This window comes from Spirosoma fluminis, from assembly GCF_054778895.1.
Genome location: NZ_BAAGZD010000013.1, coordinates 47,206 through 71,312, shown reverse-complemented (window position 1 = coordinate 71,312; position 24,107 = coordinate 47,206). Strand labels below are relative to the sequence as shown.

Sequence of the window (24,107 nt, the reverse complement as noted above, 5' to 3'; positions counted from 1 at the left end):
AATGAGCAGCCATCCGAACACTCGTTTGAATTGCTACACCCGATCAGCAGTGCGGTCATTAGTGAGTGTGGCTCGACATCCCTTCCACCATTTTTTCTGAGCTGACCTTACTCTGCGTACACTTATTTTAAAAGAGCAACTATGGCCAAGTTAAGCAATTTTCATTGAAAGTGAGTAACATGGGGAACGAACGCCAGCGGGATTCTGATGAAAGTTGAGCGAGCGACAACGGCGTTATACGAAAAAATCAGCGTTTTGCGCTGATTTCAGATATGCTCGGAGGTAGACTAATTTGTTTGCTGAAGTTCCTTTAACTCCCACATCATCGTCCACTGCTCGGAGTCGAGCCACTGCCGAATGGTCATATCAATCATGTTGTTCTCAATGGCGAAGTCCAGCGCTTCCATCACACGGTGGTGCTTCTGTTCGGAGTAGCCCACCCGGATGTAGTAATCTTTAAGCAGTTGCTGCTTATCGGTATTCAACAGGGAATAATTTTCACCTGTTTTCGCGTCCCGTAACAAGATTGGATAGGCATTCCAGAATTCCATTGCGGCCTTCTCGCGGTCGGTATCAAACAGGTCTTTCCCAACTTCGTCCGTCAGCACAAAAAAGTCCATGTAATAATACCCTTCTTTGTTGAGGTCCATAATCAGGCCCCGATCGACGAGGTTGCCGATCTCCTCCACCGAAAACCCCGGTCCTTCCTGCCCGAATTTATACATGGCAGCGTACTGACGGGTATGGGTGAGAAACAGGAATATGTATTGATTAGGTGTGATGTTATACCTCAACAGCGTATCGAGGTTGATTTTGATGGTATTCATTTTAGCCAGGCTAAGCGATTTACTTCGACAAGATACGGTTCCGATACGTAAGCACTGTATTTTGTAACAAATGGTTACTTACAGTTTGTTTGCACGCAAGTTACCATAAAATCTAAATTCTACAACACAATCTCCTGCACAGGTCGTCAAAAACAATATACATTAAAATAAAAGCAATTGTGCATTTCTTGACCGCCCTTAGTTTACTTAACCATGCGCTAACGAAGCGCAGCAACAGGTTACGAGCAGGTTGGACTGTTAGCTAATCGGCCTAAAACCTTCGTCAGTAGTGTCGGTAAACCATCATGCCAGCAGACGGCGGCTTCCTATCTGTTGGCTGCCGTACCTCATCCGGAATATACACCTCGCTGTCTGTATGCTTAGTACGCGCATTTGGGTTATACTCGTTACGCACAATCGGGTCGATACGTTGCTTGATACATTACGGCACTTACAGGCGCTGCCTCAACAACCCTCCCTCGTCGTCGACAATGGCTCAACTGACGGCACGGCCGAGCAGGTCAGGCTTTACTTTCCGGCCGTTACCATAACATGGTTACCGCCCGTATTAGGCCGCATATCCCGTAACGAAGGGTTAAACCTGCCAAAAGCCACTCGTCGCCTTTTGTGACGACGATTCGTACTGAGTCCCCGGCGCACGGACGCCAGCCGTCCAGTACTTCGATGCCTACCCGCAACTGGGAGTGCTGGCCGGGAAAGTGCTGTTGGATGACGAACAACGTCTGGAGCCCCTTTGCGAAGCCATGCGACAGTCCCTTAACCGATTCGCGGCCGCTGCCCGGTCCGGCCATTCTAGAATTTGTATGCTGCGCAGTCGCTATTCGTCGCGACGCTTTCTGGTCGACTGGCGGGTTCCATAAAGATTGTGCGATTGCGGGAGAAGAATGACTCTTCTCGGCCGATATGCGGACGAAGGGCTGGAGTCTGACGTACGCCGAAGATGTTGTGTGTTATCATTTTCCTTCCCCGGTGCGTAGCACAATCCAGCGCACCCATCTGTTAACCCGCGATACGTTACGGTACTTTTGGCTGCGACGACCACTGTATTACGCTCTGCGCCATACGCTGCATATTCACCCGAGAAGCCGCCTTGACAAAAACGTACGGGCGGGTTACCGGGAAGCTCTTCGCCAACTACATCGATTCCTGGCCGGGCGTCGGCCGGTTCCAGTTGAAGAGGAGCGGCTTAAAAAGGAAACCTTTTATTGACGTCTGGCCGTAAACTAACGCTTCGATCCTGTCGATACGCGTTTATAATACGTATCGACAGGATCGAGGCACAGCGAAATTGGCATGTATGTCAGGAGCAGGTTGCTCTCTTACCGGAAAGCCACCTGGAACGTCCCTTCCGTCAGCGTTAATTTTTTCTTACCGGTCCCTTCAAAGGCGGTGAAGCTAAACGTGCCCGATACTTCGGTAGCGGTTTTCTTCTTAATGGTCACCGTGCCCGTTCCGCCTTCCACGACGGTCGAGTATGATTCTTTCGCGTAATTAAGCATGCCAATGTTGACATTGTTCAGGGTGTAGGTTCCCTCAGCGGCCGTGTTGGGCAGCGCAATTACCACCACATCGTCGGTCTTGCTGTCCAGGCCGTAGATACCGTAGTACCCATCTTTACCGGGCATGGATGTCAGGGCGTACTGAAAATCAGGCGCGTAGCTTTTGCCATCTATCTTTACTTGGAACCCGTTCGGATTTTGCTGCTGGCCCGATGGATTGGGCGTAACATCGTCATTTTTTTTGCTGCAGGACGATACTGTAAACAGACCAAGGATAGAGAATAGAACGAGTAGGCGTACATTTTTCATGGTTGACATTGATTGGTTTGAACGTGAATACTGAGTGACTTTCAGATAATCAGCACTCCACATTGCCAGAAACCGGTGTCTTTACGAAGGCGGTGTAATTGACGTGTGTGCCGTTTGACAATTCAAAGCAAATACATTTGGGAAGCGCTCATGATTGAGACTGTATGGCTGGCAGGAATTGGTTTAAAAGCGGTGGAGATCACCGTAAAACCGGTCGGAATGGCCTATCTAGCCGGTGAACCTGTTGCTTTTCCTGGTACGTATTGAGCAGTCGTTACGTTATTTTGACCGGATATTAGCTCAGGTCCGCCGTTTTTTTGGCCGTTCTTACCACGTATCAAGTAGGTCGATATACCCTGAATGTTAAGGCCAGTTTTACGTCATTTATCAAAGGCGGGCCTAAATCAGGATGGGTATGAAACGAGGAGCGTATATGGACCGAACGGAGCCAAGGAAACTGATCAAAAAGAAAGTACGACACCTGTTCGAACGCGGATTCGACTGGATTGCCCTTGTTGCCATTGCGTTGCTGATCCTGAGCGTACTGGTGATACTTAATCTTTAACGTGAATCGATAATCACCAGCAATCCAGAATTTGCATGAATCTTTACTAACTCAGATTTTATCCATTTCCAATGAACTTATCGCAGCCCGGTGTGCCCATTGTTGTGTGTAGTATCAGCGTGTTCGTAGCCACCGTATTTCTGAACAGCTGCGGCAGCGGGACTTGCAAGGGTACCGGATTGAAGACGGGCGGGTCGTGCTACATGTAGGTTTTCCGGCTCAGGGGAGGAAATTTCCTGAATCTGATGCCCGCACCTTCCAGGCCCTTACGGCAGAATACGGCACCGATAGAACGCACGTCTATTACCAAAATCAGGCTGTTGATGGCGCGGAACCGACCACTTTCACTTACCTGGCGGGCAGCTACGCGAAAGACCACAAACGCAGCTATTGTCAGGGCCAGCCCATCAGCGACGATGGTTCGGCCTTTGTCATTGTTCCCAATCCGGAAGAGACGCTCACCCACGTAACGGCTGGGGGCACTGCCTACACGCCCGCGACAATCGCCGGGTCTATAAGGACACTCGCGTTCTTGGCGGAGTCGACCCCGCCCCGTTTACGTTCGTACCCATGTTTAATGGGATGTATCTGACACGGGATGCCAGGCACGTATACGTCAATGACGAGCCACTAGCCGGTGTAAACAGCCTGACCTTTGTACGGGTGTCGGTTTTCAATTCACCGACGGACAAAACGTATGGGGATTACACTTGGCCGGGCAACACGCTGGCGGATTATTCCGGACGAGGACGTCAAGACGTTTAAGGGTGTAGGTACGTATTATGCCCGCGATAAATGCAGGGTATATTTCGGTAGCGAAAGCATTTCCGGCGTCGATCCTGCTACGTTTGAGGAAACAGGCTACTTACAGGCGAAGGATAAAAACAGAACGTACCAGTCGGGTCAGATGGTACCCAATTAACTTATCTACGGCTGAGTTGGTAATATTCAGTCGACCGCTTATACAGCAATGATGGATATGGCATTCCGAAGTTTACTCGTATCGGCCACCGTAACCGGCTTTCTGGCTTACACGTTCACCTTTGGTATTACAGAGCCGACCTCGTTCCTGCACAAACTCCCAGACTGGTTCGCTTCCGTTTCCATCTTCGGCTGCGCATTCCTCTATATGCTGGCCGTCTGGTGGGGTATCAAAGGCTTTGCCGAACACAAACTGGCCGCGCTGGTATCGCTCGTTTTCTGCCTGATTGGCGTAGGAGTATACGCACTCGGCATTTCGCTCGAACTTGGTATAAGCCGGGCCGCTCCTGGTCAGTACAGTTACGATCTCCAGTCACTTGACCCGCCGAAAAAGAGAGGCTTACCGAGCTACTGGCGGGGACGGGTCTTCAATTGGCGGATGCCGTCTTTACCGAACACTGGCACGTAGCAGACTCGACAACTCCCTTTCGCATCTGCGTGCAAAAGGGACACATTACCGCACTCAACCTGTCGGGGCATACACTTACCAATCTGCAACCGATTAGCCAACTCCCCTACCTAAGTGATCTGTTTCTCCAAAACTGTGGACTATCCGACATGAGCAGCCTCCGCTCAGAACGCCTGGACCGATTGGATGTGTCCAACAATCGGATTACCGACGTAACAACCCTGCGGGACTGTCCAAACCTGCGATGGTTGTTCATGCAGAACAATCCTTTACGAAAAAGCCGCGGATGAAGCCGCCTGTATCCGCCCATTAGATAATCCAGACGTTATCCCGACGAATGAAGTACAACTCATTGCGCCAGAGTACGCGCAGGTAAATATCTCTGGTACCCAAGATGTTAACTTTGTTTCCACGGCCAATCACCTCCACCACGGGCGCAGCCGCTGACGGGTCTGTTCGCAATAGTACCCGATCGTGACTGGTTATTCCTGACTGTACGCCTTCGGGCAAATTCACGAAAATCAACAGCAGAAATAGGTACAACAGCGTGGTCCACTTCTGCCGCGTAGAAATGGGTTGTTTGCGAACGAGCTTAAGAATCAGTACGCTAAAGACGTAACCCGCCGGAATCAGCAGGAAGAGCAGAAAGTAAATACCGTACTTGCGGTAGAACAGGTAAAAATAGTTCAGGTCATCCGTTTCGTATCCGCTGAGGTTATTGGCCCTGGCGATGTCATTCATTTTACGAAGCACGGCATCGTCGGGATGACGATCGAAGTATACTTCCAGGTAATACAACAATTTTGGCGTGTCGCCCAGCTTTTCGTAGGCACTCGCCAGCTTCAGCAGCATCGGATCAGTCGCCGTATGTCCATTCGCCAGAGTTGTTTCATACAGACGTACCGCATTTGCCTGATCTCCAGTGGAAAACAACGAATCGGCCAAACGCAGCGAATCCGCTGAAGTGGACTGCGCCTGAGCCATAGCCGCCCAAAAACAAAAAAATAGGCTTATTTTAAGATGTAGGGCTTGCAATGAACTAAAAAAGGCTATAGTTTTGCACCACAATAAACGAAAAGGCTATCATCTATCGCCAATCGTTTGAATGATTTGGTAGCTCAGCTGGTAGAGCAATACACTTTTAATGTATGGGTCCTGGGTTCGAATCCCAGCCGAATCACGAAAAAAGCCGCTATCTAGCGGCTTTTTTGTGTTAGTGGCGTTTAGAACGGCAGATCGTTGCTTTCGTCTTCAAATGTCGTGTTGAACGGCATACCGGCAGGCTGGCTTTGCTGAGCTGGACGAGCCGTCTGGGCGGCTGCCGAACGAGAGGGAGCGCCTACTGCCGGACCACCGTCACCCTCAGCCAGTTCGATCCGAAACGCGCGAAGCTCGGTATACCAGCGATCGTTATACTCACGGGACTCAGCACTGAAGGTCGCTTTCAGCGTATCGCCATCCGCAAACTGCTTCAAATCACTCGCTTTCTCTCCCCAGGCCGTCATGCACACCTTTTTTGGGTACTGACTATCGAGCGTTTCGATTACAAACTCCTGCTTATTCCAGGGACCATTTTTGCCTTGGCCGGTTACCTCGGGCAATACTTTTATAAGTTTTCCGACTAGTTCAAGTGCCATGTTAATTGGGCTTTTATTAATAATTTAGAAAGATAAAATTACGAATTTTTGCTCACTTTTAGCCTATATAAGTCTGAAAAAGCGGAATCTTTCTGCTTCCTGTTTTGGATAAAATGACCAAACGGCTATATTTGCACCCGCATTCAACACAATGCAATTGTGACCGGCCACGTGGTGAAACTGGTAGACACGCCATCTTGAGGGGGTGGTGCTTCACGGCATGGGAGTTCGAGTCTCCCCGTGGTCACAAACACATACTTCGTTAAGCACTTACCCTAAAAGCGTAAGTGCTTTTTTAGTTTCTAAACGCACCGCTATGCATAAGCAATCGACTTCAGGATGTTCTCTGATTTTTCAGCTTGGGGTACTGCTGATCAGCATAGCCGCTATAGGTCAGGCGCAGTCAACCCCCGACTTCCGCCAGATACGCTGGGGGTACTTGCCGAAGCAAGTTCGTGAAGCTGAATTACCACTTAAGCCGAACCGGATTAAAAACGAAAAAGTAGTGTATACCGGTATCGAACTGGCTTCCCGCCGGGTTGGTCTTGAATATGATTTTACCAGCGATTCGCTGCTGTCGGCTACTTATTTCTATTACAGCACGGTATCTGTAACGGAAGCGGATGTGCGGGCAGCCGCCAGCGAGTTCGAAACTTTATTGACCGAGAAATACGGCTCCGGCAAAACGTCCTCCGTTAGCGACATCAGGCAGGTGGCCTGGCTAACCCCAAGAACCCATATTAGCCTTTCACTGGGCAATGCCGACAAAGGGTGGTCTTTGGAGATCATGTTTCTATGTCGCATCTGCTCGGGCGAAAAAGGCGCAAAACAGGCTACCAAACAGCCGTGGAAAGCCCGTAAGGAGATTAAAGATTTCTAATAGTGTCCACCGCATACAACAGATCAATCAGCCTCTTTATCGGTAAACCAGTCAAAGGAGCGTTCAGATATCGGTATGGTTCTGTAGTTAACAAAATCAATTATTAAGAAACAGTTAACAAACCGCTTACGGCCTTATCAATCCTTGCTGAATCCATTGTTCTGTTATATATTTGTTATCAGCTAACGTATATAGATCACTGTTACTTTTTCAACAGTGTATGTATACCTCATAAAGGCAGCTAAGTAGTTGATTATGGCCGCCTTTCGAGTTCAGTACTTGCTGTATTCATTATGCCGTAATCAGTCGGTATGGCTATTCACCGCTTTTTTTACCAAGACTGCTAAAGCCGCCCGATGATGACCAACCGACGTGCTCATATCCCATCTCTAAGCCCCGTACCGCCCATCTGGGTGGTTGACGATGACGAAGACGATCGGCTGTTTATCCGTTCGGCCTTTAAAAGCATTACCCCACCCATCGACGTACTGGTGCTTACCGACGGCGAAGAACTCCTGTCGACGCTGGCGGCACATGAAGAGTTGCCCCAATTGGTTTTGCTGGATATCAACATGCCCTATCAGAATGGCTTTGATACGCTCCGGCAGCTGCGCACCAGTCAGAAATACGCCGATCTGCCGGTTATTATGCTCACGACGTCGTCGAGTGAAGATGACCGCCAACGTTCCCTGGCGCTTGGTGCCGACCAATTTGTGACGAAGCCCGCCAGCTTCACGCAATTAATTGCGCTAACTCAGCAGTTGGCGCAGCAACTTGTCTGACCTTATTTTTTGTTTGTCTGTAATGCCTGCTGTGTATAATAAACGTCTGGGTCTGTTTAGAAACCCAGACGTTCAACGTGAACTTAAGCGGCTTGATCCCGTCCGCGACAATCAGCGCATCGTTCACTTACTGACGGCCTACGAATTCCCTTTCGACATCACCCGAGCGCTTGAACTGGCCTTGTTTCATACCTATGCCAGCCCCCGCGTGTCTGGCTTACTCGCCCAGACGGGTGAATTTGAGCGGCACGGTCAAAAGCGGTACGATGATACGAGCCGCCTGATCGCAGCCTTTATGGAAGCTGGTTACGAGAGTGAGCCAGGGCAGCGGGCCATTAGCCACATGAACTATATTCACGGTCACTATCGGATCGCGAACGAAGATTACCTGTTCGTGCTGTCTACGTTTATCTTCTATCCGATCGCGTGGGTGAACCGCTACGGTTGGCGTGCCCTCAGCCCGGCCGAAGAGCTGGCTCTGTTTTACTTCTTCTGTGAGGTAGGCAAACGAATGCACCTGGTCGATATTCCGGCCACCTTAGCCGACTTACGTGCGTTTACGGATGCGTACGAAGCGCGGCATTTTCGGTTCACGGACAGTAACCGTCGCATTGCCGACGCAACGGTACAGATTGTCAAGGGGTGGTTTCCAACCGTACTGCACCCGTTCGTTCGCCCAGCCGTAGCGGGTATGATCGACGAAAAACTAGCCCTGGCGTTTGGCTACAGACGACCACCGGCTTGGTTTATCTCGCTGCTCAATACGGCGTTGTGGATTCGGAAATGGCCGCTTCGCTGGCTAACGTTTAAGCCTTACCCATCGCTGGTAGCGAACACAAGCTTTCGGCACTATCCCGATGGTGTACCAGCCATTGAAGCGGTGGGCCCGGCACACCTACTGAATAAAGCAGCTGACTCGAAGTGAACCAGTACTCACTTCGAGTCAGCTGCTTTTCCGTCCAAAGTTACTTCTGTTGGTTCGTCAGTTCGCGTGTGTTCGGCTTCCGCTTATGCACGTTCAGGGCTATGTCCCGGAGTTCGTACGTAATGCCCTGCGCTACCGCGATTTCTTTGTAATCGAGCAACATATTGTAAATGTCGTGATCTATAAAAGGGGCCTTGCTGCCGTCAATCACGAGTTCATCACCCCGCTTCAGGCTCCCCAGTACTTCTTTTAACTGTGGTTTATTCAGGAAGTACAGGTCTTTTTCGAACTCAATCGTGACCTTGCTACCATTTCGGTTGATACGGAGCGAGGATTGAAAATTCGTGTACAGCACGAAAAAGATACCGACAACCGAGCCCAGGGCAATACCAATCAGCAGATCTGTGAAGACGATACCGAGCACGGTAACAATAAACGGTACAAACTGGCTCCAGCCGTCTTTGTACGTTTTCCTAAAAATAGCGGGTTTCGCCAGTTTATACCCCACCATAATCAGCACGGCGGCCAGACACGACAGCGGAATCAGATTAAGCAGCGGTCCACCCAGAAATACAGCGATCAGGAGAAATAACCCGTGCAGAATAGTTGACACGCGCGATCTGGCTCCACCGTAAACGTTGGCGGACGTCCGCACAACTACCGACGTAACGGGCAGCCCGCCGATCAACCCCGACAGCATGTTGCCTACCCCCTGAGCAATTAACTCCTGGTTCGTTGACGATACCCGCTTCTGCGAATCCAGCCGGTCGGAGGCTTCCAGATTCAGCAGGGTTTCCAAACTGGCTACAATGGCAATCGTAACGGCTACGCTGTAAATGGTATAGTTGCTGAGCGCGGAAAAGTCCGGAAAATCAAAAATTGAGAAGACACTCTTGCCCGGATCAATCGTTGGAATCTGAACCATGTGCTGATGCGCCGTATCACCCAGGTACCAGGCTGGCATTGCCACCCGAAAGAATTCATTGAGCGCTACGCCAAAAATAACCACCACCAGCGCTGCCGGAAAGTTTTTAAAGAAAGTCCGGCTGCTACGTCCCGCCGTACGCTCCCAGACGATCAGAAACAGTAACGAAATACCGCTGATAAGTACCGCACCGGGGCTAGCCGTTTCAATGGCCCGGTAGATTTCAGAGATGGTATTTTCGCCATCAGCCAGCTGCTGAAATTCAAACTCACCTTCGTAATCTTTATCCCGGCCGAGGGCGTGCGGAATCTGCTTCAGAATAATAACGAGGCCAATCGCCACCAGCATTCCTTTAATCACACTATCGGGAAACAACGAGCTGAACCGTCCCGCTTTGATAATTCCCAGCAGCAACTGGATAACGCCGGCCAGCACTACAGCCACCAGAAATGCTTCGTATGAACCTACTTTTGTGATCGCGTCTGCAACAATAACGGCTAACCCGGCCGCTGGCCCACTGACGCTGACTTCGGACCCCGACAGAAGCCCGACTATGATTCCTCCAATCATGCCCGCGACTAAACCCGAAAATAAAGGTGCTCCCGAAGCCAGCGCAATACCCAGACAAAGCGGAAGCGCTACCAGAAACACGGATAGGCCAGCGGGTATGTCTTGGCGTAACCAAGCCGATTTATATTGTTTAAGTGTTGTAACAGGGTTAACTCGTTGCATGAGTGGTTTTGGTTAGGTTGACCGGTAACGGCCATCTTACTGACAACGTTTCAGAACATTAAAAAGACATTAAAATCAAATTTATAATCATTTTGATTAACCTGTCGCAAATTGAACGTCAATTTATTCGTACCCACCTTGCAGAAGACGTGGGTGCATTGTTGCTGAAAGCGCCCGCTGCGGGGCTGGACATCAAAAAGCTAGCCAGCCAGATTGCCGCCCGGCAGAAAGCCCGGCATAAGCTACCGAACTGGTACGCCAACGATGCGGTCGTGTTTCCACCGGCCCTGTCGGTAGAGCAGGCGTCTTCCGAACGTACCGCTGCCTACAAAGCATCGCTGGTCAGCGGAGATCGGCTGCTCGATGTTACGGGCGGAATGGGCGTCGACAGTTGGGCTTTCGCCAGCCAAGTCAAGCAGGTCATCTACGTCGAGCAGCAGCCACCGCTGGCGGAACTGGCCGCATACAACCTGTCTGTGCTGGACGCGCCGACCGTTACGGTGCAGACCGGCGATGGGTTAGCCTTTGTGGATAGTCTGACCGGTGGAGTCGATTGGCTGTATCTGGACCCCCACCGACGGGACGAACGGGGTGGCAAGGTCGTTCGCCTGGCCGATTGCGAACCCGACATATCGCAAGCTGACGTGCGGGCTAGGTTACTGGCAAAATCGAAGCACCTTCTGCTTAAAACGTCACCCCTGATCGACATTGACGCTGCGTTGCGGCAACTGAACCAGGCAGCGATCAGCAGCGTAGCAGCGGTACACATTGTGGCGGTGCAGGCTGAGGTTAAAGAAGTTTTGTTTGTACTTGACAAACAAGCCCGACTGCCGGACGATGTTTCGATAACGGCCGTAAACCTGAGCTTAACGGGTGATCATTCGTTTACGTTTCGAAAAGAGCAGGAACGCGCCAGCGACGTTACGTTCAGCGATCCACTACGCTACGTATACGAGCCCAACGCAGCTGTGCTGAAAGCCGGAGCCTTTCGGCTGGTAGCGGCCCGCTACGGATTGCACAAACTGGCTCCGCACAGCCACCTGTACACGAGTGATCAGTTGCAACCTGATTTTCCGGGCCGCACGTTCGCCGTTCAGAACGTAATTAAACCCGACCGCAAGGCGTTGCAGGCGCTGGTTCCGGGCCGCAAAGCCAACCTGACGGTGCGAAACTTCCCGCAGTCCGTGGCCGAATTACGGAAGCAACTGGCCTTGCAGGAAGGCGGGAATCTGTATATACTTGCCACTACGCTGCTGAACGGCGACAAACGACTGCTATTAACGCATAAAGCTCTGTCCAGCCAGCCTTAATATTTCCGGAAACGGTACGTTATGTATCCGCAGAAACTTTATATACCTATGACTTTTATTACTCGCCTTATCGTGCTGCTTAGTTTCGTTCTTCCAGTCGCTGCCCGCGCCCAGACTGTGTACGCTGGCGAAAGCACCGTTGACCGGACCAAGCTGTCGGGTTTGTACCTGACGTTGCAGGGCGATGGGAAGCAGATTGAAAAAGACTGGGAAGACCAGCTCAAGACGTTCGGGCGGGTAACGGCCTCGCGGGGTACGTACCGGGTTACCAATGCCGACCTGCGGGACATTTCGCCGGAGCCAATCAACCTGACCAGCACCGTGAAGTCCTCGCGCACTTCGGCGACAATCTTTGCGGCCTTTGATCTGGGCAGCGGCAACTACGTAAAAGCCGGCGACTCGCATTACGCAGCCGCCGAACGCCTGCTGAAAGATTTCGCGACGAAAACGACGTTCAATCAGGAAGTAAAAACGGCCGAGCTGAATTTCGATGAAGCGCAGCGGAATCATCAGAAAATGGTACGTAACGGCGAACGACTTCAACGCGAGATAGAAGCTAATGCGAAAGAAAAGGAGCGCCTGCTTAAGCGCATCGACGAAAATGCCAAAGAGCTGGAACAATTTCAGAAAGACCTGGAAACCAACAAAACCGACCAGGAAACAGCGCTAACGGAGCTGGAGAACCGCAAGAAAAATGTAGAGGCCGTTAAAGCCAAAAAGCAATAATCAGGCTTACCATGTCTCACTTTCCAAGCTGGCTTATAGCCGGTTGACCTTCACGTGTATAGTTGAATTTACGTCAATCAGCGCCTGAATTCCATCGGCCAGAACGGCGATTCGGCGGGGCGTAAATTGAAACGAGCGGATGTCAAGATCCGTTTTTTCGCCCGCTCCGCTTTTTTCGTATGCCTGCCCGATAATTTGGGGCAGTTTGTGAATTTCTTCGCCGAGCGGGAACGTCAGCAGCTCGCCCAGAAAACGCTGTAAAGCGCCCTGTATCAGCTCATTATCGCTACCTAACAGTACATTTTCGGTATCGGCGTCGAATACCAGCTGGTCGACACGTAAGGTATTCGTTTTGGTTTCGAACGTAGGGCGTCCGCGCAAATAGATGACCCCATCGACCAGTCCGCTGACTTCGGCTTTCACAATGACGGCTCGCTGACCGCTATAGACAAACGCCTTTTTGAGCGTAATGAGGTCTTTTGCCAGTTTGACGGGCTGTCGGTTCAGCGTAAGGGCCAGCATCCGGTTGATATCATCGAACGGAATAAAGCTTGTTACGTGCAGTTCGGAGGTTTGCGGCAGTTGAGCCCGTCGCTGCAGCAACGGCAAGGGGGTTTTAACGACTTCAGGTTCGCTGGGTTTTAATTCGGTTCGGGTTTCGAAGGCCATCCGCAGCGGTATCGAAATCATCTGCTTGTCGCCGTATACCGGACCGGCGGCAATGCTGATTGGCTTCGGCAACAGCCAGAGTCCGTACTGCTTATTGAGGACGAGTGGTTGTTGAAGATCAGCCCAGATTGGCGCGACCATCCTGTCGAGCCGGAGGTTTTTGTAAACGGCCGAATCAATGGCCGTTTCGATGGAAGGCTGTAGCTTTTCCAAGACCTTTTCGACAAGGCCGGTGAGGTATATGTTTTTGCCAATGATACGTAGTTTAGGGCGACTAACCCATTGATAATCCGACAATTTTACCTTTGTATTTAATCGCCAGGTCGGCGTTACGGTCAGTGGACTCTGAAAGTTTACTTCCAGCGAACAGAATAGGCGGGGCGGTTTCCGTTTGCCAAGGTGAAACGGACTTTTCAGCCATAGGTCGATGGGCGCCGAGATGCTGACCTGCTGCGCCTTATAGTGTAGTTTTACCGGGCCGGAGCGAATAACACTTAGCTCGGGCAGGGGCTTGAAATTACCCAGGTTCGACGAGTCGCCGAGCAGAACCGGGTCAAGTGCCTGGCTGATTTTGTTTTCCAGCGCTCGAAGCTCAAAGCTGATCGGTCCGGCTACATACGATCGTTCGGGTGTAATCGGCGTATCAAAGCCTTCCGCTTTTGGCGGGTCAGGCTTTACCTTTTTGCAACCAATCAGTAGTAGTGTAGTGGAATAGATCAGCAAAGGAATTAACCGTTGCGTTCTCATGTCTATCACTAACAAACAGCAGCCCGGAAAGTTAGCGAATCTGCTGTTCTTTACCCGGTCACGAACGCCGAATCGGTTCGGTTGGCACAAACGCGTTTGTGCCAACCGAACCGATTCCCTGGTGTAATCTGAAGAACAGGATGAGCCGGGTTAGTTTTCTTCTTTGTAAAAAACTCGTTTCACCCGCTCGCTGACGCCCGTTAATAGCTCATACGGAATCGTCTTGATCTGCCGGGCCAGTTCGGTAATTGGCATCTCGTTGCCGAAGATAATGACTTCATCACCTTCCTGGGCCGACGCGTTCGTTACGTCGATCATGGTCATGTCCATACACACGTTACCCACCGTCGGGCAGTGTGTACCGTTCACCCATATATGTCCGGCTCCATTGCCCAGCCGTCGGTCATACCCATCGGCGTAGCCAATGGCCACAGTAGCAATCCGGGCGGCATGGTCAAGCACTCCGCTTCGACTGTAGCCCACCGAGTCACCAGCCGGGACGTTTTTTATCTGACTGATCACACTCCGCAACGTACCCACCGAACGTAACGCCGACTTGTCGAGCTGGCTGGCTTCGACCCCGTACAGGCCAATGCCGAGCCGAACCATGTCGAGTGTATACGCCGGAAACCGGACAATGCCCGCCGAATTGAGCAGATGACGCGTCGGGCGATAGCCCAGGCCCTCTTCCAGCCGGGCGGTACAGCGCAGAAAGGTTTCGTACTGTTGCTGCGAAAACGCGTTGAACTGTGCGTCGTCGGCTCCAACCAAGTGACTGAATACCGTTTCTACGCGCAAGTCCGGGCGGTTTTTGAGGTACATAACCACTTCGGGCAGTTCAGACTCAATAAAGCCCAACCGGTGCATACCCGTGTCGATTTTCAGGTGCACTGGGCAAGGCACCTGCGCGGTTGACGGTACGGTTACGTTCTGCGCGCTCCCGTCGGCAACGAACCGACCCCATTCCCGCAGCAGCCGCAGGCTATAGATTTCGGGTTCGAGTTCGTATTCGAGCAGAGTCACAAACGTCTCGGGGGTCGGGTTCATGACCATAATCGGCAGTTCAATCCCGTTTTGACGTAACGAAACGCCTTCGTCGGCATAGGCAACGGCCAGGTAATCGACGCGGTGAAACTGGAGCAGTTGGGCCACTTCGGCGCTGCCGCTGCCATAGGCGAAGGCCTTCACCATCACCATAATTTTGGTGGGTTTAGCCGATTCCGTACGGCTTAGCTTTTCGCGGTAATAATTCAGGTTATGCGTCAGGGCGTCGAGGTTAATTTCGAGTACGGTTCCGTGTACTTTTCGCTGTAACCGGTTCACGATACGTTCGAACGAAAATGGCCGGGCACCTTTCACCAGCACGACGCTGTCGCGTAGAACGTCAAACGGAAACTGCCCCAGAAACTGATCCGTATCCGCGTAAAACAAACTGTTATCGGCGAAATGATGCGCGTTTCGGCTCACCACCGGTCCAATGCCAATGAACTGCTCAATTTGATTGGCCCGCAGCAGATTGCTCACCCGTTCATAGAGTTCGGCTTCGCGCTGACCCGACTGCAGCACATCCGACAGAATGACCACCCGGCGGGCGCGGGTGCTCTGCTGATTCAGAAAGCGCAGGGCGAGTTGCAGGCCCGCTACGTCGTTGTTATACGAATCGTCGATCAGGACGCAGTTGTTGATACCTTCCTTCTGCTCCAGCCGCATCGACACGGGGCGCAGTCGATTCAGGCGCGTCTGCAAACCTTCGCTCGTCTGAACGCGCAGGCACTGCATCGCCATAAGGCAGTGGATCAGATTCTCAACGGAAGCGGGGTCCGTGAACGGTAATCGTACACGTAACGGCTCTCCGGCCGAACGTAACGTAAGCTCATCGCCCGTCAGCACGGCCTGATACGTAGCGTTTTTACCGGTCAGCGACCAGGTCACCAGCCGCATGTCCGGGTTCACCGCTTTCAGCAGCATGTTCACCTCATCGTCAATATCGGCGTAGTCGTTGCAATAGATAAGCGTATCGGCATGGATAAACAAGCGAAGCTTCTCGGCAATTTTCTGCTTATGACTTCGGAATCCCTCATCGTGCGCTGTACCAATATTCGTGAAAATGCCGATGGTTGGCCGGATCACGGCTTCCAGCGCCTGCATTTCGTGGGCTCGGGAAATACCAGCCTCGAAAATACCCAGCGTATGGCTTTCGTTCAGCTCGTGCACCGACAACGGCACGCCCAACTGCGAATTATAGCTCTTTGGACTCTTGGCAACCACAAAATCGTCGGCGAGTAGCTGAGCCAGCCACTCTTTTACAATGGTTTTGCCGTTGCTGCCCGTAACCCCGATGACCGGTATACGAAACTGCCGACGATGGTCGCCGGCCAGTTGCTGCAAAGTCTGGAGGCTGCTGGCTACTTCAATAACCTGCGCATCGGTATAGCGGGTTAGTTCGGCCCGTCGGTCCGGTGTCAGAGCCGCCCGTTCGACGACAAATTGCCGAACGCCCTTGGTATAGAGTTCGCCGATAAAGGCATGGCCATCGTGGTGTTCACCCCGAATGGCAAAAAAAACGGCGTCGGCCAGCCGCGAATCCAGGTCCTCACCACTTACCTGCCGGGAGTCCGTCAGCCAATGGGTGGCCGTAATCGATAAAGGTTGTGTTGTCATACTTAATTCATCCAGCCCCGTCGGCGGAAATACATAATCATCACCACGAACGTAGCAACCATAATACCCCAGACAACAAAATAACCATCACGCGTGTGCAGTTCGGGCATGTTGTCGAAATTCATCCCGTAAACGCCCACAATGAAGGTCAGGGGCATAAATATCGCGGAGAAAATAGTTAACGTTTTCATCACCGAGTTCATGCGGTTACTCACAATCGAGTAATAGACATCCATGAGCCCCGCGATTAATTCCCGGTACGAATCCAGCGTTTCAATCACCTGATTGACATGGTCCGACAGATCGCGCAAAAACGGCAGGGTGTTCCGTTGGATCAGGTCTGACTCCTCCCGCAGCAGAACGCCAACAATGTCGCGCAGGGGATACACCATCCGTCGAATAAACGCCAGCTCCCGCTTGATCTGATACAAGGCCGCCAGGGTTTGTTGATTCGCCCGTTCCTGCACGATCTGGTCTTCGAGCTGGTCCATTTTTTCGCCGACCCGTTCGGTGATCAGAAAATAATGGTCGACTACTACGTCCATGAGCGCATACAGCAAATAGTCGGCCCCGTTGCGCCGGGTTTTGCCCGATGAGGCTTTGATTCGCTGGATAACCGGCTCGAAAATATCCTGCGTCCGCTCTTCCTGAAATGAAATCAGGAAGTTCTTTCCCAACACCAGACTAACATGTTCGGCATCAATATCTGGTCGCTGGCGACCGTGGTGCAGCATCTTGAGCGTCACAAACACAATGGTGTCATCGTAGAGGTCGATCTTGGGTTTCTGCTCGGTGTTCACTACGTCTTCCAGCAGCAATGGATGCAGGTGATACTGCTGGCCCAGCATGGCTACGACTTTGGGCTCGTGAATGCCATCTACATCAATCCAGTTCACGTAGGGCGTTGCTGCGCTGGGTAATCGGCAGGCACTTAGCTTGCTGGAGTCATCGACATGGTATTCCGCTTCGTTATATTGGATGCGTTTGATCCGGGTAGCGTGTTCGATTTCCTCCCCCACGTACGTAAGCGTACCGGGCGAAGTGCCAAGGGTTTTCTCGGCGGAACGATAACGTCGGCGTCTGGACATAAAGCGGTTTTGCCTGAACAGTTGCCGAATCCGCCGTCTGAACACGACTTTCCGACAAACCTGATGATAAAAAGAGTGGCTCTTCTTTCCGCCACAAAGATAAACCAACTACTCCGGGCATTGTCGAATGTTCAGAAAAACGTATCTTTCTATCCCGACTATGTTCCGCCCGATCTTCATCCTTATTAGCCTGCTGGCTGTCTTCCTGATCGGGTGCAGCAGCGGCCATACCGCCCTCAGGCGCGGCCACTTCGATCTTGCCGTTCAGAAAGCCTCCAAACGGCTTCAGCAACGGCATGGCCTGACTGATCGCGGCTATACCCTGGCTCCGCTGGTGTTGAAACAGGCGTTTGTTCAGGCGTATGAGCAACACCAGTCCACTATCCGGCGGTTATCCGCCCCAACCAATCCGCAGCCCTTTCGGTGGGAAACGGTACACCGCGAATACGAACAGCTTCAGGCGCTGACTGATAACGCCCGGCTGGGCTTTGCCAGGCAGTGCACAAGCTGCACCGAGTGGTTATCGGCCTATCCGGCTTCGTACCAGGATCGGCAGCTCGACGCCCGCCAATTGGCCGCAGCCGACCGCTACGAAGCTGCCGAACAGGCTTTTGCCTACCGGGAAGAAAACCGGCTGGCGGCTAAAGACGCTTATCTGAACTATCGAAAAGCGAATGAGTGGGTGCCCGATTATCGGCAGTCACGTGCCAAAGCCGAAGATGCGCTGCAACTGGCCATTCTTCGGGTTGTTATCGAACCGCTCAGCCCTACCCACGAAATCAGCCTAAGTGATAACCAGGAATTGCAGGCCCGCATTCTCCGGCAGATTACGCGCAACGAAGCACCGTCAACCTTTGTGCGGCTGTATCTACCCGACGAAAGCGCCGGGGACGGCTGGGAAATTCACCAGGCCGTGCATATGCAGGTAACCGATTATTCGCCCTTTCGGGAGAACGTATCGTCGTCGAGTACTACGATATACAGCAATCAGGCGTATAAGGTTGGCGAGAAAAAAATCAACGACTCGACCAAGGTCGATGTCATGGAGAAGGTCAGCGGCACCTTAACCACGTACCGTCGGGAGATTTCGGCGGGCTTATCGTTACGTATGCGGGCCGTTGATACCCAAAGCGGTACGGTTCGCTGGGAAGACAGCATCTGGGAAAGCCGGAACTGGCAAACCGAATGGCAAACCTTCAGTGGCGACAATCGGGCCCTGAATGGGCAGAGTCTGAAAAGCGCCGATCTTTTCCCACCTTCGCGCTGGCAGCTATACGACAGCATGCGCGACGAACTCGCCGACGATGTAGTACGTCGAATCCGGCAGAAATATGCCACCGATTAATGATCTAACAGTGTTAGATCATTCGAAGATAGTTGCTGACCTGAAGAGTTAGTGATTAGTAGAAAGGCCAGGCACCAACCTAATTATCCACAACTCACCATAGATATCGCCATCCAACTAGCTGAGCCGCTTACCTTTGTGGCTGACCAATACCTTATGCAACCGAACGACTCTGCACTGGCTCACCTGGCTCAGGACCCGATCATGGCCCGGCTTATTGCCGAAACGCCCGCCCCGAAAATTTTCAACGACTACGCCGACGATGTGTATCTAGCCCTGCTGGAAAGCATTGTGTCGCAGCAGATTTCGGTCAAAGCCGCCGATGCCATCTTCGCCCGGTTCCGGGCCCTGTTTCCCAACGGGTATCCAGCGGCTGAACTCCTGCTTTCCAAGTCAGCCGAAGAGCTGCGGAGCGCGGGCTTGTCGTTTCAGAAAATTAAGTACCTGCAAAGCGTAGCGGAGTTTACACAAGCCCATCCCATCGACCGGGCGCATCTCGACTCAATGACCGATGAAGAGATTGTGCAGTATCTGATTCCGATTAAAGGCGTGGGACGCTGGACGGTGGAGATGTTGCTGATGTTTGTCCTCAACCGCCCCGATGTTTTTCCGATTGATGATCTGGTGATACGTCAGCGGATGATGCTGGCTTACCCTGAACGCACGCAGGGATTAACCAATCGACCGTTATATAAGGAACTGCACGTCATTGCCGACGCCTGGCGGCCGTATCGAACCACGGCCTGTCGCTATCTGTGGCGCTGGAAGCCAGGGGCTCAACCCACCAGTTTATAGTTTTTTCACCATGACGGCCACCTTCGATTCTACTTTAATCAGCACTTCAATGCCTTCGGGACGAACCACCAGCCGCTGCGGTACCATTCGAAAGGCGTCAATGTCAAGCGCGGTTTTACGACCTGCTTTCGCGCGGGTAAAGGCAGTTTCGATCTTGTTCGGAATCTCAGAAATTTCGTGGTGCAGCGGCACAACCATAACCGACTGAAGCGTATCGCGCAGGTGGTCGTGCAACACCCAGTCGGCGGTGGCGAACAGGTGCTCTTTCGTATCGACGTCAAAATCGAGGTTTTGAACGCGCAGCGTGTTTGTCAGGGTATCGTATTGGGGTTCGCCGTGGAAGTATAAGGTTCCGTTTACGGCCCCGCCTACGTCCATTTTCACGAACAGCGAACGTCCTCCACCGTATACCTTTATTTTGCCAACCTTTATATTTCCCCCTGCCAGATTGATTTTCTGGTTTTGTATGGTACGGTCCAGTACCCGGTTGAGGTCGGCATAGGGAATGCGTGCCAGCACCTGCAAGCGCGAAGCTTCGGGTAGTTTAGCACGCCGAAGCAGCCGGGGCAGGCGTTCCAACACTAAACTGTCTGGTTTAGAGCCAATCCGCGTATCGACTTTAAAGGCAATTTGCAGCGGTACCGTAATGCGTTGGCTGTTACCGCTCACGGGCGCAGCCGCTATGCTGAACGGGCGGGGAATAATCCAGACTTCTTCGGGCTTTTTACTGATCCGTAACGGTTTCTGAATGTCGCGCCACACCCGCCCAACGTAGCGGTCGAGCCGCAGTTCAGAATGCACCGCGTTGTCGATCGCAGCTTCAATATCAGCCCGGCGCTTATCGAGCAGGGTTTCGGCCAGTTTAGTAATGCCAACCTTAATCCCGATCAGCCGAATGGTGGGGCGTTCAATCCAGCGATAGTTTTCGAAGCGGGAACGTGTCGTCAGTCGCCAGTTCGACGCAATGGTCAGCGGACTGGCAAAGTCGACGGCCAGCGCGCATAAAGGACGCCGTTTCCGGTGTTTACGCAGACCGATTGGGTTGCTGTACCATACCTGCAAGGGGGCTGAGAACGTAACGCGCCCATTGGCGTACTGAATTCGTACCGGCCCGGTTCGTTCGACCCGTAGCCGCCAGGCTTCGCCTTTTTTTCCCTTAAATGTTTCTTCGGAAACAAGTATGGGCTTCAGTGCCCGGTTAATTTTCCGCTCCAGCTCCGGTATTTTGAACGTAATGTTGCCAGCCAGGTACGAAACCGGGTCCGGAATGGCCGGGTCGAAGTCGGCGGTAAATGGCGCTTTAGGACGCACACGGTGGCACCCCACGGAAATTACTAAAGCCGCGGCAATAAAAAGAAAACCGATGGTTCGTTGCGTATTCACTGCACAACAAACCATCGGAGTATCAAAATGTTAGACTACAAATTTTATAGTTTATATAGGTTTTTTCACATGAATTGCCTTTGTATCCGTTGCGCAGCCGCATCCTTTCCCGCAGCCCGCCTGTTTCCGGCTAAAGCTCCGGTAAGCCCGGCTACCAAGATAACCGATTGCTACTGCGAAGATTACGAAGATGATCAATTCCTGCATGGCGTACTGACAATTACGTTCGTAGGGATACCGGATCACGGTCTGTTCGGCCGGTCACTGTCGTTCAGTATCCGCTACGTATTATACATTATTTTCCAGCCATCCGTTCCGATCGGCTAACCGATACGCCTGCTGGTAGTGATGTTCGCCGTGCCAGGCATATTGACCAATCAACTGACCGATCGTGAACGTACGCTGACTGCCGGGATGGTAATACGTCCGCTGTAAATCGCTTTGCGTAAGTGACGACAGCAGCACAACCCAGCGCTGGTGCAGGTTTCGCAGAATGACCAGTGAGGGCGCTATATCCAGGGTTGCATCAGGCAGCTTCGCCCATTCGCCTTCTTCGTAAGGCTTGATGGTTGGGTTATCTTCGGTCAGGGCCAGCTTCGTGCGCACGTATGCATTGATGTGGCTGTCGGCAATGTGGTGAACTAACTGGCGGATGGTCCAGCCTTCGGGGCGGTACGGGGTATCGAGCCGATCATCGCCCCACTTGCCCGTCAGTTCGGTGAGTTTGATGGGGAACTGATCGATCTCGTTGATTTGCTGTTTAGTCTTATCGAACGGGAAGGTTTGTCCGTAATCGAAATTCCCAATGGGATACCGGAGCGCATTAAAGTCTTGCATGGCTTTATCGAACTAATTCAGGGGTTTATGTAGTCAATTGTACCCACGGTGATGTAGCTATCACTCGTGATCAAGTAGCGCCTGACCCGGTCTTTGGCATCGTATTCATAGCGGTACTTTTCCGAGTACAACCATTTTCCGTTGTCGGATGTTGTTTGGGAACTGCGAATCAGATTCTGGTTGGTAGTACCCGGAAACGTATACGGGTTCCGCAGGCCGGAGATCTGGAGGTCAAACCGGCTGGTTGTTGTTTCAAGAACCTCGGTGGACGACTCCAGTAAATTCAGGCTTTCTTTCACCTTCTGACGCCACACTACGTTGCCATTGACCACTTCTTAAACATGCTTTATGCGGTAGGATCTGACTGATTGTCAGTTGCTTTTCTGCGTTGTCTCCATATACCCCGCTGCATTATAGCGACGTAATGTATCGCTGCTGAACGGAAAGACCAAGTTCTTAAACAGTATGTTACAAATTCCAAATCAATGATTATGCCTGCCAATACGTCTTAATAACCCGGATTAACTCGGGGTGAATGCCGCTGCTGGCAATTACGTCGCCCCGGAACAGAAACTCGTCGCCCCCGTCGAAATCCGTAACGATACCGCCTGCTTCCTGCACCAGCAACACGCCAGCCGCCATGTCCCAGGAGTTGAGATTATACTCGTAGAAAGCCTCGAACCGACCAGCCGCTACGTAGGCCAGATCAATAGCCGCCGATCCCATCCGGCGCAATCCGTGCGTCTGCTGCATGAGCGTCTCCAGAATCTGAAGATACTTCTGCATCTGATCGAACCTATAGTACGGGAATCCGGTCGCAATCAGGCTTTCGCCCAGTTGGGTAGCGGGCGATACGTTCAGACGCTGCCCGTTGCAGTAGGCACCCCCACCCTGCCAGGCCGAAAAACACTCGTCGCGGTTGGGGTCATAAACGACACCGGCAACGGGCATTTTCCCCTGCGCCAGCCCGATACTCACCGAAAAGACGGGTAAGCCGTGGATGAAATTGGCCGTACCATCGAGCGGGTCGATAATCCAGTTCAGCGCCGTCGGGTCAGCCTCCTGACCGGTTGTCCCTTCTTCGGTAATAAAACCAGCTTCGGGCAGTAACGCGCTCAGGCGTTCGACCAGTTGTTTTTCGGTTTCTTTATCGACGTACGAGACGAGGTTGTTTAATCCTTTGTATTCGATGGCATCCCGCTGAAACCGGCTTCGTTCCTGAAGTAGAAACGCCCCGGCCTCAGTAGCGATGGTACAGATTTCCCCGGTAAGATCAGCTAAATCCTGAGTCATAATGAATTGATTAGTAAAAGTTTTACGTATGATACTGCTATGCGCCAGCAACTATTCGCAAATAATACACCGTACAAAAAAGTGGTGTCAGGTTCTTGGACCCAACACCACCTATACTATTTGTAACGCATTACGTTCATTCTGCTGGATTGCTATCCGTTGTCCCATCGCCAGCTTCGGGAACTAGCTCGATACCGTCGTAGATAGCGCCTACGGTCATGTCAATGCCCAGTCGGGGCAGTACGATCTGGTCTTCCAGGGCTTCGTAGATCGAGTTGATCCATTCACTGGTTTCTTCGATGCGGCTGTATAGCTCAACCGTTGTCGTATACTGATCAACCAGCATATAATACCAGAGCGAAGGAATCTTGCGGTATTTCTGCCATTTGAAACCCCGGTCCTGACTGGCCGTTGATTTCGACAACACCTCAACCAGTAACCGGGGCTGGCGAACTACCAAATTATCTCCGCGTAAATCGAACGGATGGCAGGTAAGTACCACATCGGGGTATGGCATGTACCCATCCGAAAGTACATCCACCTTCATATTCTCCGAAAAGACACGACAACTCTTTCCCTTAAGGCCAGCCTTGAGCAAGTCTTTTACGGTATCGATGAGCAGGTTATGATTGACGGTACCTCCCGCCATTGCGTACATCTCACCTCTGTAAAACTCGTGGCGTCCTTCGCTTTTTTCTTCGAGCTGAAGGTATTCCTCAACGGTGTACTGTGGACGTTGATTCGATTGAGCAGCCAGCATA

Annotated in this window: 29 protein-coding genes and 2 tRNA genes; 17 read left to right on the top strand and 14 right to left on the bottom strand. The window is 52.0% G+C overall.

The window, feature by feature from the left end:
- Positions 1-287: 287 nt before the first annotated feature.
- Positions 288-827, bottom strand: coding sequence for a hypothetical protein (locus tag ACYVBJ_RS16195; protein ID WP_460983350.1), 540 nt, complete (start codon positions 825-827; stop codon positions 288-290).
- Between the two features lie 376 nt (positions 828-1,203).
- Between ACYVBJ_RS16195 and ACYVBJ_RS16190 the strand changes: the two genes are divergently transcribed.
- Both ACYVBJ_RS16190 and ACYVBJ_RS16185 read left to right on the top strand, forming a co-directional pair.
- Positions 1,204-1,458 carry a glycosyltransferase family 2 protein gene (locus ACYVBJ_RS16190; protein ID WP_460983349.1) on the top strand — a complete coding sequence of 85 codons (255 nt, stop codon included), beginning with the start codon at positions 1,204-1,206 and terminating at the stop codon, positions 1,456-1,458.
- A gap of 293 nt (positions 1,459-1,751) precedes the next feature.
- Entirely contained in the window at positions 1,752-2,057 is a 306-nt protein-coding gene (locus ACYVBJ_RS16185; protein WP_460983348.1) for a hypothetical protein, read from the top strand.
- A gap of 110 nt (positions 2,058-2,167) precedes the next feature.
- Here ACYVBJ_RS16185 and ACYVBJ_RS16180 read toward each other — a convergent pair whose 3' ends face one another.
- Positions 2,168-2,656 carry a Riean_0653 family protein gene (locus tag ACYVBJ_RS16180; RefSeq protein WP_460983347.1) on the bottom strand — a complete coding sequence of 163 codons (489 nt, stop codon included), beginning with the start codon at positions 2,654-2,656 and terminating at the stop codon, positions 2,168-2,170.
- Between the two features lie 415 nt (positions 2,657-3,071).
- Between ACYVBJ_RS16180 and ACYVBJ_RS16175 the strand changes: the two genes are divergently transcribed.
- The 5 genes from ACYVBJ_RS16175 (at position 3,072) to ACYVBJ_RS16155 (ending at position 4,901) form a co-directional block, all read left to right on the top strand.
- A complete protein-coding gene (locus tag ACYVBJ_RS16175) occupies positions 3,072-3,221 on the top strand; it encodes a hypothetical protein (protein ID WP_460983346.1) in 150 nt (49 codons plus the stop codon).
- Between the two features lie 196 nt (positions 3,222-3,417).
- The gene (locus ACYVBJ_RS16170; protein ID WP_460983345.1) at positions 3,418-3,813 is read left to right on the top strand and encodes a DKNYY domain-containing protein; all 396 of its coding nucleotides are present in this window, start codon (positions 3,418-3,420) and stop codon (positions 3,811-3,813) included.
- A 105-nt stretch (positions 3,814-3,918) separates the two neighbouring features.
- Positions 3,919-4,143, top strand: coding sequence for a DKNYY domain-containing protein (locus ACYVBJ_RS16165; protein WP_460983344.1), 225 nt, complete (start codon positions 3,919-3,921; stop codon positions 4,141-4,143).
- Between the two features lie 57 nt (positions 4,144-4,200).
- Positions 4,201-4,611 (top strand): hypothetical protein, encoded by a 411-nt coding sequence (locus tag ACYVBJ_RS16160; protein WP_460983343.1) that lies wholly within the window; start codon positions 4,201-4,203, stop codon positions 4,609-4,611.
- A gap of 29 nt (positions 4,612-4,640) precedes the next feature.
- Entirely contained in the window at positions 4,641-4,901 is a 261-nt protein-coding gene (locus tag ACYVBJ_RS16155; protein ID WP_460983342.1) for a leucine-rich repeat domain-containing protein, read from the top strand.
- Between the two features lie 19 nt (positions 4,902-4,920).
- Here the strand turns inward: ACYVBJ_RS16155 and ACYVBJ_RS16150 are convergent, their stop codons facing one another.
- Entirely contained in the window at positions 4,921-5,595 is a 675-nt protein-coding gene (locus tag ACYVBJ_RS16150) for a tetratricopeptide repeat protein (RefSeq protein ID WP_460983341.1), read from the bottom strand.
- Positions 5,596-5,718: 123 nt separating this feature from the next.
- Between ACYVBJ_RS16150 and ACYVBJ_RS16145 the strand changes: the two genes are divergently transcribed.
- Positions 5,719-5,791: transfer RNA gene (locus ACYVBJ_RS16145), tRNA-Lys, on the top strand.
- A 43-nt stretch (positions 5,792-5,834) separates the two neighbouring features.
- On the opposite strand, the gene ACYVBJ_RS16140 is transcribed toward ACYVBJ_RS16145, so the two are convergent.
- Positions 5,835-6,248 (bottom strand): DUF3127 domain-containing protein, encoded by a 414-nt coding sequence (locus ACYVBJ_RS16140; RefSeq protein WP_460983340.1) that lies wholly within the window; start codon positions 6,246-6,248, stop codon positions 5,835-5,837.
- Positions 6,249-6,413: 165 nt separating this feature from the next.
- Here ACYVBJ_RS16140 and ACYVBJ_RS16135 point away from each other — a divergent pair.
- The 4 genes from ACYVBJ_RS16135 (at position 6,414) to ACYVBJ_RS16120 (ending at position 8,835) form a co-directional block, all read left to right on the top strand.
- Positions 6,414-6,495 (top strand) — tRNA-Leu (locus ACYVBJ_RS16135).
- 69 nt (positions 6,496-6,564) lie between these two features.
- The gene (locus ACYVBJ_RS16130; RefSeq protein WP_460983339.1) at positions 6,565-7,128 is read left to right on the top strand and encodes a hypothetical protein; all 564 of its coding nucleotides are present in this window, start codon (positions 6,565-6,567) and stop codon (positions 7,126-7,128) included.
- Between the two features lie 356 nt (positions 7,129-7,484).
- Positions 7,485-7,910, top strand: coding sequence for a response regulator (locus ACYVBJ_RS16125; protein ID WP_460983338.1), 426 nt, complete (start codon positions 7,485-7,487; stop codon positions 7,908-7,910).
- A gap of 22 nt (positions 7,911-7,932) precedes the next feature.
- Complete coding sequence (locus tag ACYVBJ_RS16120; RefSeq protein WP_460983337.1) at positions 7,933-8,835, top strand: oxygenase MpaB family protein; 903 nt, start codon at positions 7,933-7,935, stop codon at positions 8,833-8,835.
- Between the two features lie 40 nt (positions 8,836-8,875).
- On the opposite strand, the gene ACYVBJ_RS16115 is transcribed toward ACYVBJ_RS16120, so the two are convergent.
- Complete coding sequence (locus ACYVBJ_RS16115; RefSeq protein ID WP_460983336.1) at positions 8,876-10,492, bottom strand: SulP family inorganic anion transporter; 1,617 nt, start codon at positions 10,490-10,492, stop codon at positions 8,876-8,878.
- 149 nt (positions 10,493-10,641) lie between these two features.
- Between ACYVBJ_RS16115 and ACYVBJ_RS16110 the strand changes: the two genes are divergently transcribed.
- Positions 10,642-11,802, top strand: a complete 1,161-nt coding sequence (locus ACYVBJ_RS16110; RefSeq protein WP_460983335.1) for a THUMP-like domain-containing protein — start codon at positions 10,642-10,644, stop codon at positions 11,800-11,802.
- A gap of 48 nt (positions 11,803-11,850) precedes the next feature.
- Positions 11,851-12,528, top strand: coding sequence for a hypothetical protein (locus ACYVBJ_RS16105; protein ID WP_460983334.1), 678 nt, complete (start codon positions 11,851-11,853; stop codon positions 12,526-12,528).
- A gap of 33 nt (positions 12,529-12,561) precedes the next feature.
- Here the strand turns inward: ACYVBJ_RS16105 and ACYVBJ_RS16100 are convergent, their stop codons facing one another.
- Positions 12,562-13,944, bottom strand: a complete 1,383-nt coding sequence (locus tag ACYVBJ_RS16100; RefSeq protein ID WP_460983333.1) for a DUF4403 family protein — start codon at positions 13,942-13,944, stop codon at positions 12,562-12,564.
- Between ACYVBJ_RS16100 and ACYVBJ_RS16095 the strand changes: the two genes are divergently transcribed.
- Positions 13,943-14,071, top strand: a complete 129-nt coding sequence (locus ACYVBJ_RS16095) for a hypothetical protein (protein WP_460983332.1) — start codon at positions 13,943-13,945, stop codon at positions 14,069-14,071. The genes ACYVBJ_RS16100 and ACYVBJ_RS16095 overlap by 2 nt on opposite strands.
- A 23-nt stretch (positions 14,072-14,094) precedes the next feature.
- On the opposite strand, the gene ACYVBJ_RS16090 is transcribed toward ACYVBJ_RS16095, so the two are convergent.
- Together ACYVBJ_RS16090 and corA are read right to left on the bottom strand one after the other, a co-directional pair.
- Positions 14,095-16,605 (bottom strand): bifunctional UDP-N-acetylmuramoyl-tripeptide:D-alanyl-D-alanine ligase/alanine racemase, encoded by a 2,511-nt coding sequence (locus ACYVBJ_RS16090; protein ID WP_460983331.1) that lies wholly within the window; start codon positions 16,603-16,605, stop codon positions 14,095-14,097.
- A 2-nt stretch (positions 16,606-16,607) separates the two neighbouring features.
- Positions 16,608-17,693: a magnesium/cobalt transporter CorA gene (gene corA / locus ACYVBJ_RS16085; RefSeq protein WP_460983330.1), complete on the bottom strand. Its 1,086-nt coding sequence runs from the start codon at positions 17,691-17,693 to the stop codon at positions 16,608-16,610.
- 160 nt (positions 17,694-17,853) lie between these two features.
- Here corA and ACYVBJ_RS16080 point away from each other — a divergent pair, with 160 nt between their 5' ends.
- Complete coding sequence (locus tag ACYVBJ_RS16080; protein ID WP_460983329.1) at positions 17,854-19,038, top strand: hypothetical protein; 1,185 nt, start codon at positions 17,854-17,856, stop codon at positions 19,036-19,038.
- Positions 19,039-19,194: 156 nt separating this feature from the next.
- Entirely contained in the window at positions 19,195-19,833 is a 639-nt protein-coding gene (locus ACYVBJ_RS16075) for a DNA-3-methyladenine glycosylase family protein (RefSeq protein ID WP_460983328.1), read from the top strand.
- On the opposite strand, the gene ACYVBJ_RS16070 is transcribed toward ACYVBJ_RS16075, so the two are convergent.
- The 6 genes from ACYVBJ_RS16070 to ACYVBJ_RS16045 all read right to left on the bottom strand — a co-directional run bounded on the left by ACYVBJ_RS16070 (position 19,828) and on the right by ACYVBJ_RS16045 (position 24,106).
- Positions 19,828-21,231, bottom strand: a complete 1,404-nt coding sequence (locus tag ACYVBJ_RS16070) for a DUF4403 family protein (RefSeq protein WP_460983327.1) — start codon at positions 21,229-21,231, stop codon at positions 19,828-19,830. The genes ACYVBJ_RS16075 and ACYVBJ_RS16070 overlap by 6 nt on opposite strands.
- 36 nt (positions 21,232-21,267) lie before the next feature.
- The gene (locus ACYVBJ_RS16065; RefSeq protein WP_460983326.1) at positions 21,268-21,423 is read right to left on the bottom strand and encodes a FeoB-associated Cys-rich membrane protein; all 156 of its coding nucleotides are present in this window, start codon (positions 21,421-21,423) and stop codon (positions 21,268-21,270) included.
- 81 nt (positions 21,424-21,504) lie between these two features.
- On the bottom strand, positions 21,505-22,053 hold the full coding sequence (locus ACYVBJ_RS16060) for a YfiT family bacillithiol transferase (RefSeq protein WP_460983325.1): 549 nt from the start codon (positions 22,051-22,053) through the stop codon (positions 21,505-21,507).
- A gap of 17 nt (positions 22,054-22,070) precedes the next feature.
- On the bottom strand, positions 22,071-22,385 hold the full coding sequence (locus tag ACYVBJ_RS16055; protein ID WP_460983324.1) for a hypothetical protein: 315 nt from the start codon (positions 22,383-22,385) through the stop codon (positions 22,071-22,073).
- 157 nt (positions 22,386-22,542) lie between these two features.
- Positions 22,543-23,346 (bottom strand): inositol monophosphatase family protein, encoded by an 804-nt coding sequence (locus ACYVBJ_RS16050; protein WP_460983323.1) that lies wholly within the window; start codon positions 23,344-23,346, stop codon positions 22,543-22,545.
- A gap of 136 nt (positions 23,347-23,482) precedes the next feature.
- The gene (locus ACYVBJ_RS16045) at positions 23,483-24,106 is read right to left on the bottom strand and encodes a Uma2 family endonuclease (RefSeq protein ID WP_460983322.1); all 624 of its coding nucleotides are present in this window, start codon (positions 24,104-24,106) and stop codon (positions 23,483-23,485) included.
- Position 24,107: the final 1 nt, after the last annotated feature.

Bases quoted from the DNA above. Each gene is read 5' to 3' on its own strand.
- ACYVBJ_RS16125 (WP_460983338.1), top strand. From the start codon at position 7,485: ATGATGACCAACCGACGTGCTCATATCCCATCTCTAAGCCCCGTACCG.
- ACYVBJ_RS16120 (WP_460983337.1), top strand. From the start codon at position 7,933: ATGCCTGCTGTGTATAATAAACGTCTGGGTCTGTTTAGAAACCCAGAC.
- ACYVBJ_RS16150 (WP_460983341.1), bottom strand. From the start codon at position 5,595: ATGGCTCAGGCGCAGTCCACTTCAGCGGATTCGCTGCGTTTGGCCGAT.
- ACYVBJ_RS16090 (WP_460983331.1), bottom strand. From the start codon at position 16,605: ATGACAACACAACCTTTATCGATTACGGCCACCCATTGGCTGACGGAC.
- ACYVBJ_RS16160 (WP_460983343.1), top strand. From the start codon at position 4,201: ATGGCATTCCGAAGTTTACTCGTATCGGCCACCGTAACCGGCTTTCTG.
- ACYVBJ_RS16080 (WP_460983329.1), top strand. From the start codon at position 17,854: ATGTTCCGCCCGATCTTCATCCTTATTAGCCTGCTGGCTGTCTTCCTG.
- ACYVBJ_RS16175 (WP_460983346.1), top strand. From the start codon at position 3,072: ATGAAACGAGGAGCGTATATGGACCGAACGGAGCCAAGGAAACTGATC.
- ACYVBJ_RS16165 (WP_460983344.1), top strand. From the start codon at position 3,919: ATGGGGATTACACTTGGCCGGGCAACACGCTGGCGGATTATTCCGGAC.
- ACYVBJ_RS16065 (WP_460983326.1), bottom strand. From the start codon at position 21,423: ATGCAGGAATTGATCATCTTCGTAATCTTCGCAGTAGCAATCGGTTAT.
- ACYVBJ_RS16115 (WP_460983336.1), bottom strand. From the start codon at position 10,492: ATGCAACGAGTTAACCCTGTTACAACACTTAAACAATATAAATCGGCT.
- ACYVBJ_RS16190 (WP_460983349.1), top strand. From the start codon at position 1,204: ATGCTTAGTACGCGCATTTGGGTTATACTCGTTACGCACAATCGGGTC.
- ACYVBJ_RS16195 (WP_460983350.1), bottom strand. From the start codon at position 827: ATGAATACCATCAAAATCAACCTCGATACGCTGTTGAGGTATAACATC.
- ACYVBJ_RS16050 (WP_460983323.1), bottom strand. From the start codon at position 23,346: ATGACTCAGGATTTAGCTGATCTTACCGGGGAAATCTGTACCATCGCT.
- ACYVBJ_RS16075 (WP_460983328.1), top strand. From the start codon at position 19,195: ATGCAACCGAACGACTCTGCACTGGCTCACCTGGCTCAGGACCCGATC.
- ACYVBJ_RS16185 (WP_460983348.1), top strand. From the start codon at position 1,752: ATGCGGACGAAGGGCTGGAGTCTGACGTACGCCGAAGATGTTGTGTGT.
- ACYVBJ_RS16130 (WP_460983339.1), top strand. From the start codon at position 6,565: ATGCATAAGCAATCGACTTCAGGATGTTCTCTGATTTTTCAGCTTGGG.
- ACYVBJ_RS16070 (WP_460983327.1), bottom strand. From the start codon at position 21,231: ATGGTTTGTTGTGCAGTGAATACGCAACGAACCATCGGTTTTCTTTTT.
- ACYVBJ_RS16095 (WP_460983332.1), top strand. From the start codon at position 13,943: ATGTCTATCACTAACAAACAGCAGCCCGGAAAGTTAGCGAATCTGCTG.
- ACYVBJ_RS16060 (WP_460983325.1), bottom strand. From the start codon at position 22,053: ATGCAAGACTTTAATGCGCTCCGGTATCCCATTGGGAATTTCGATTAC.
- ACYVBJ_RS16045 (WP_460983322.1), bottom strand. From the start codon at position 24,106: ATGCTGGCTGCTCAATCGAATCAACGTCCACAGTACACCGTTGAGGAA.
- ACYVBJ_RS16140 (WP_460983340.1), bottom strand. From the start codon at position 6,248: ATGGCACTTGAACTAGTCGGAAAACTTATAAAAGTATTGCCCGAGGTA.
- ACYVBJ_RS16180 (WP_460983347.1), bottom strand. From the start codon at position 2,656: ATGAAAAATGTACGCCTACTCGTTCTATTCTCTATCCTTGGTCTGTTT.
- corA (WP_460983330.1), bottom strand. From the start codon at position 17,693: ATGTCCAGACGCCGACGTTATCGTTCCGCCGAGAAAACCCTTGGCACT.
- ACYVBJ_RS16105 (WP_460983334.1), top strand. From the start codon at position 11,851: ATGACTTTTATTACTCGCCTTATCGTGCTGCTTAGTTTCGTTCTTCCA.
- ACYVBJ_RS16100 (WP_460983333.1), bottom strand. From the start codon at position 13,944: ATGAGAACGCAACGGTTAATTCCTTTGCTGATCTATTCCACTACACTA.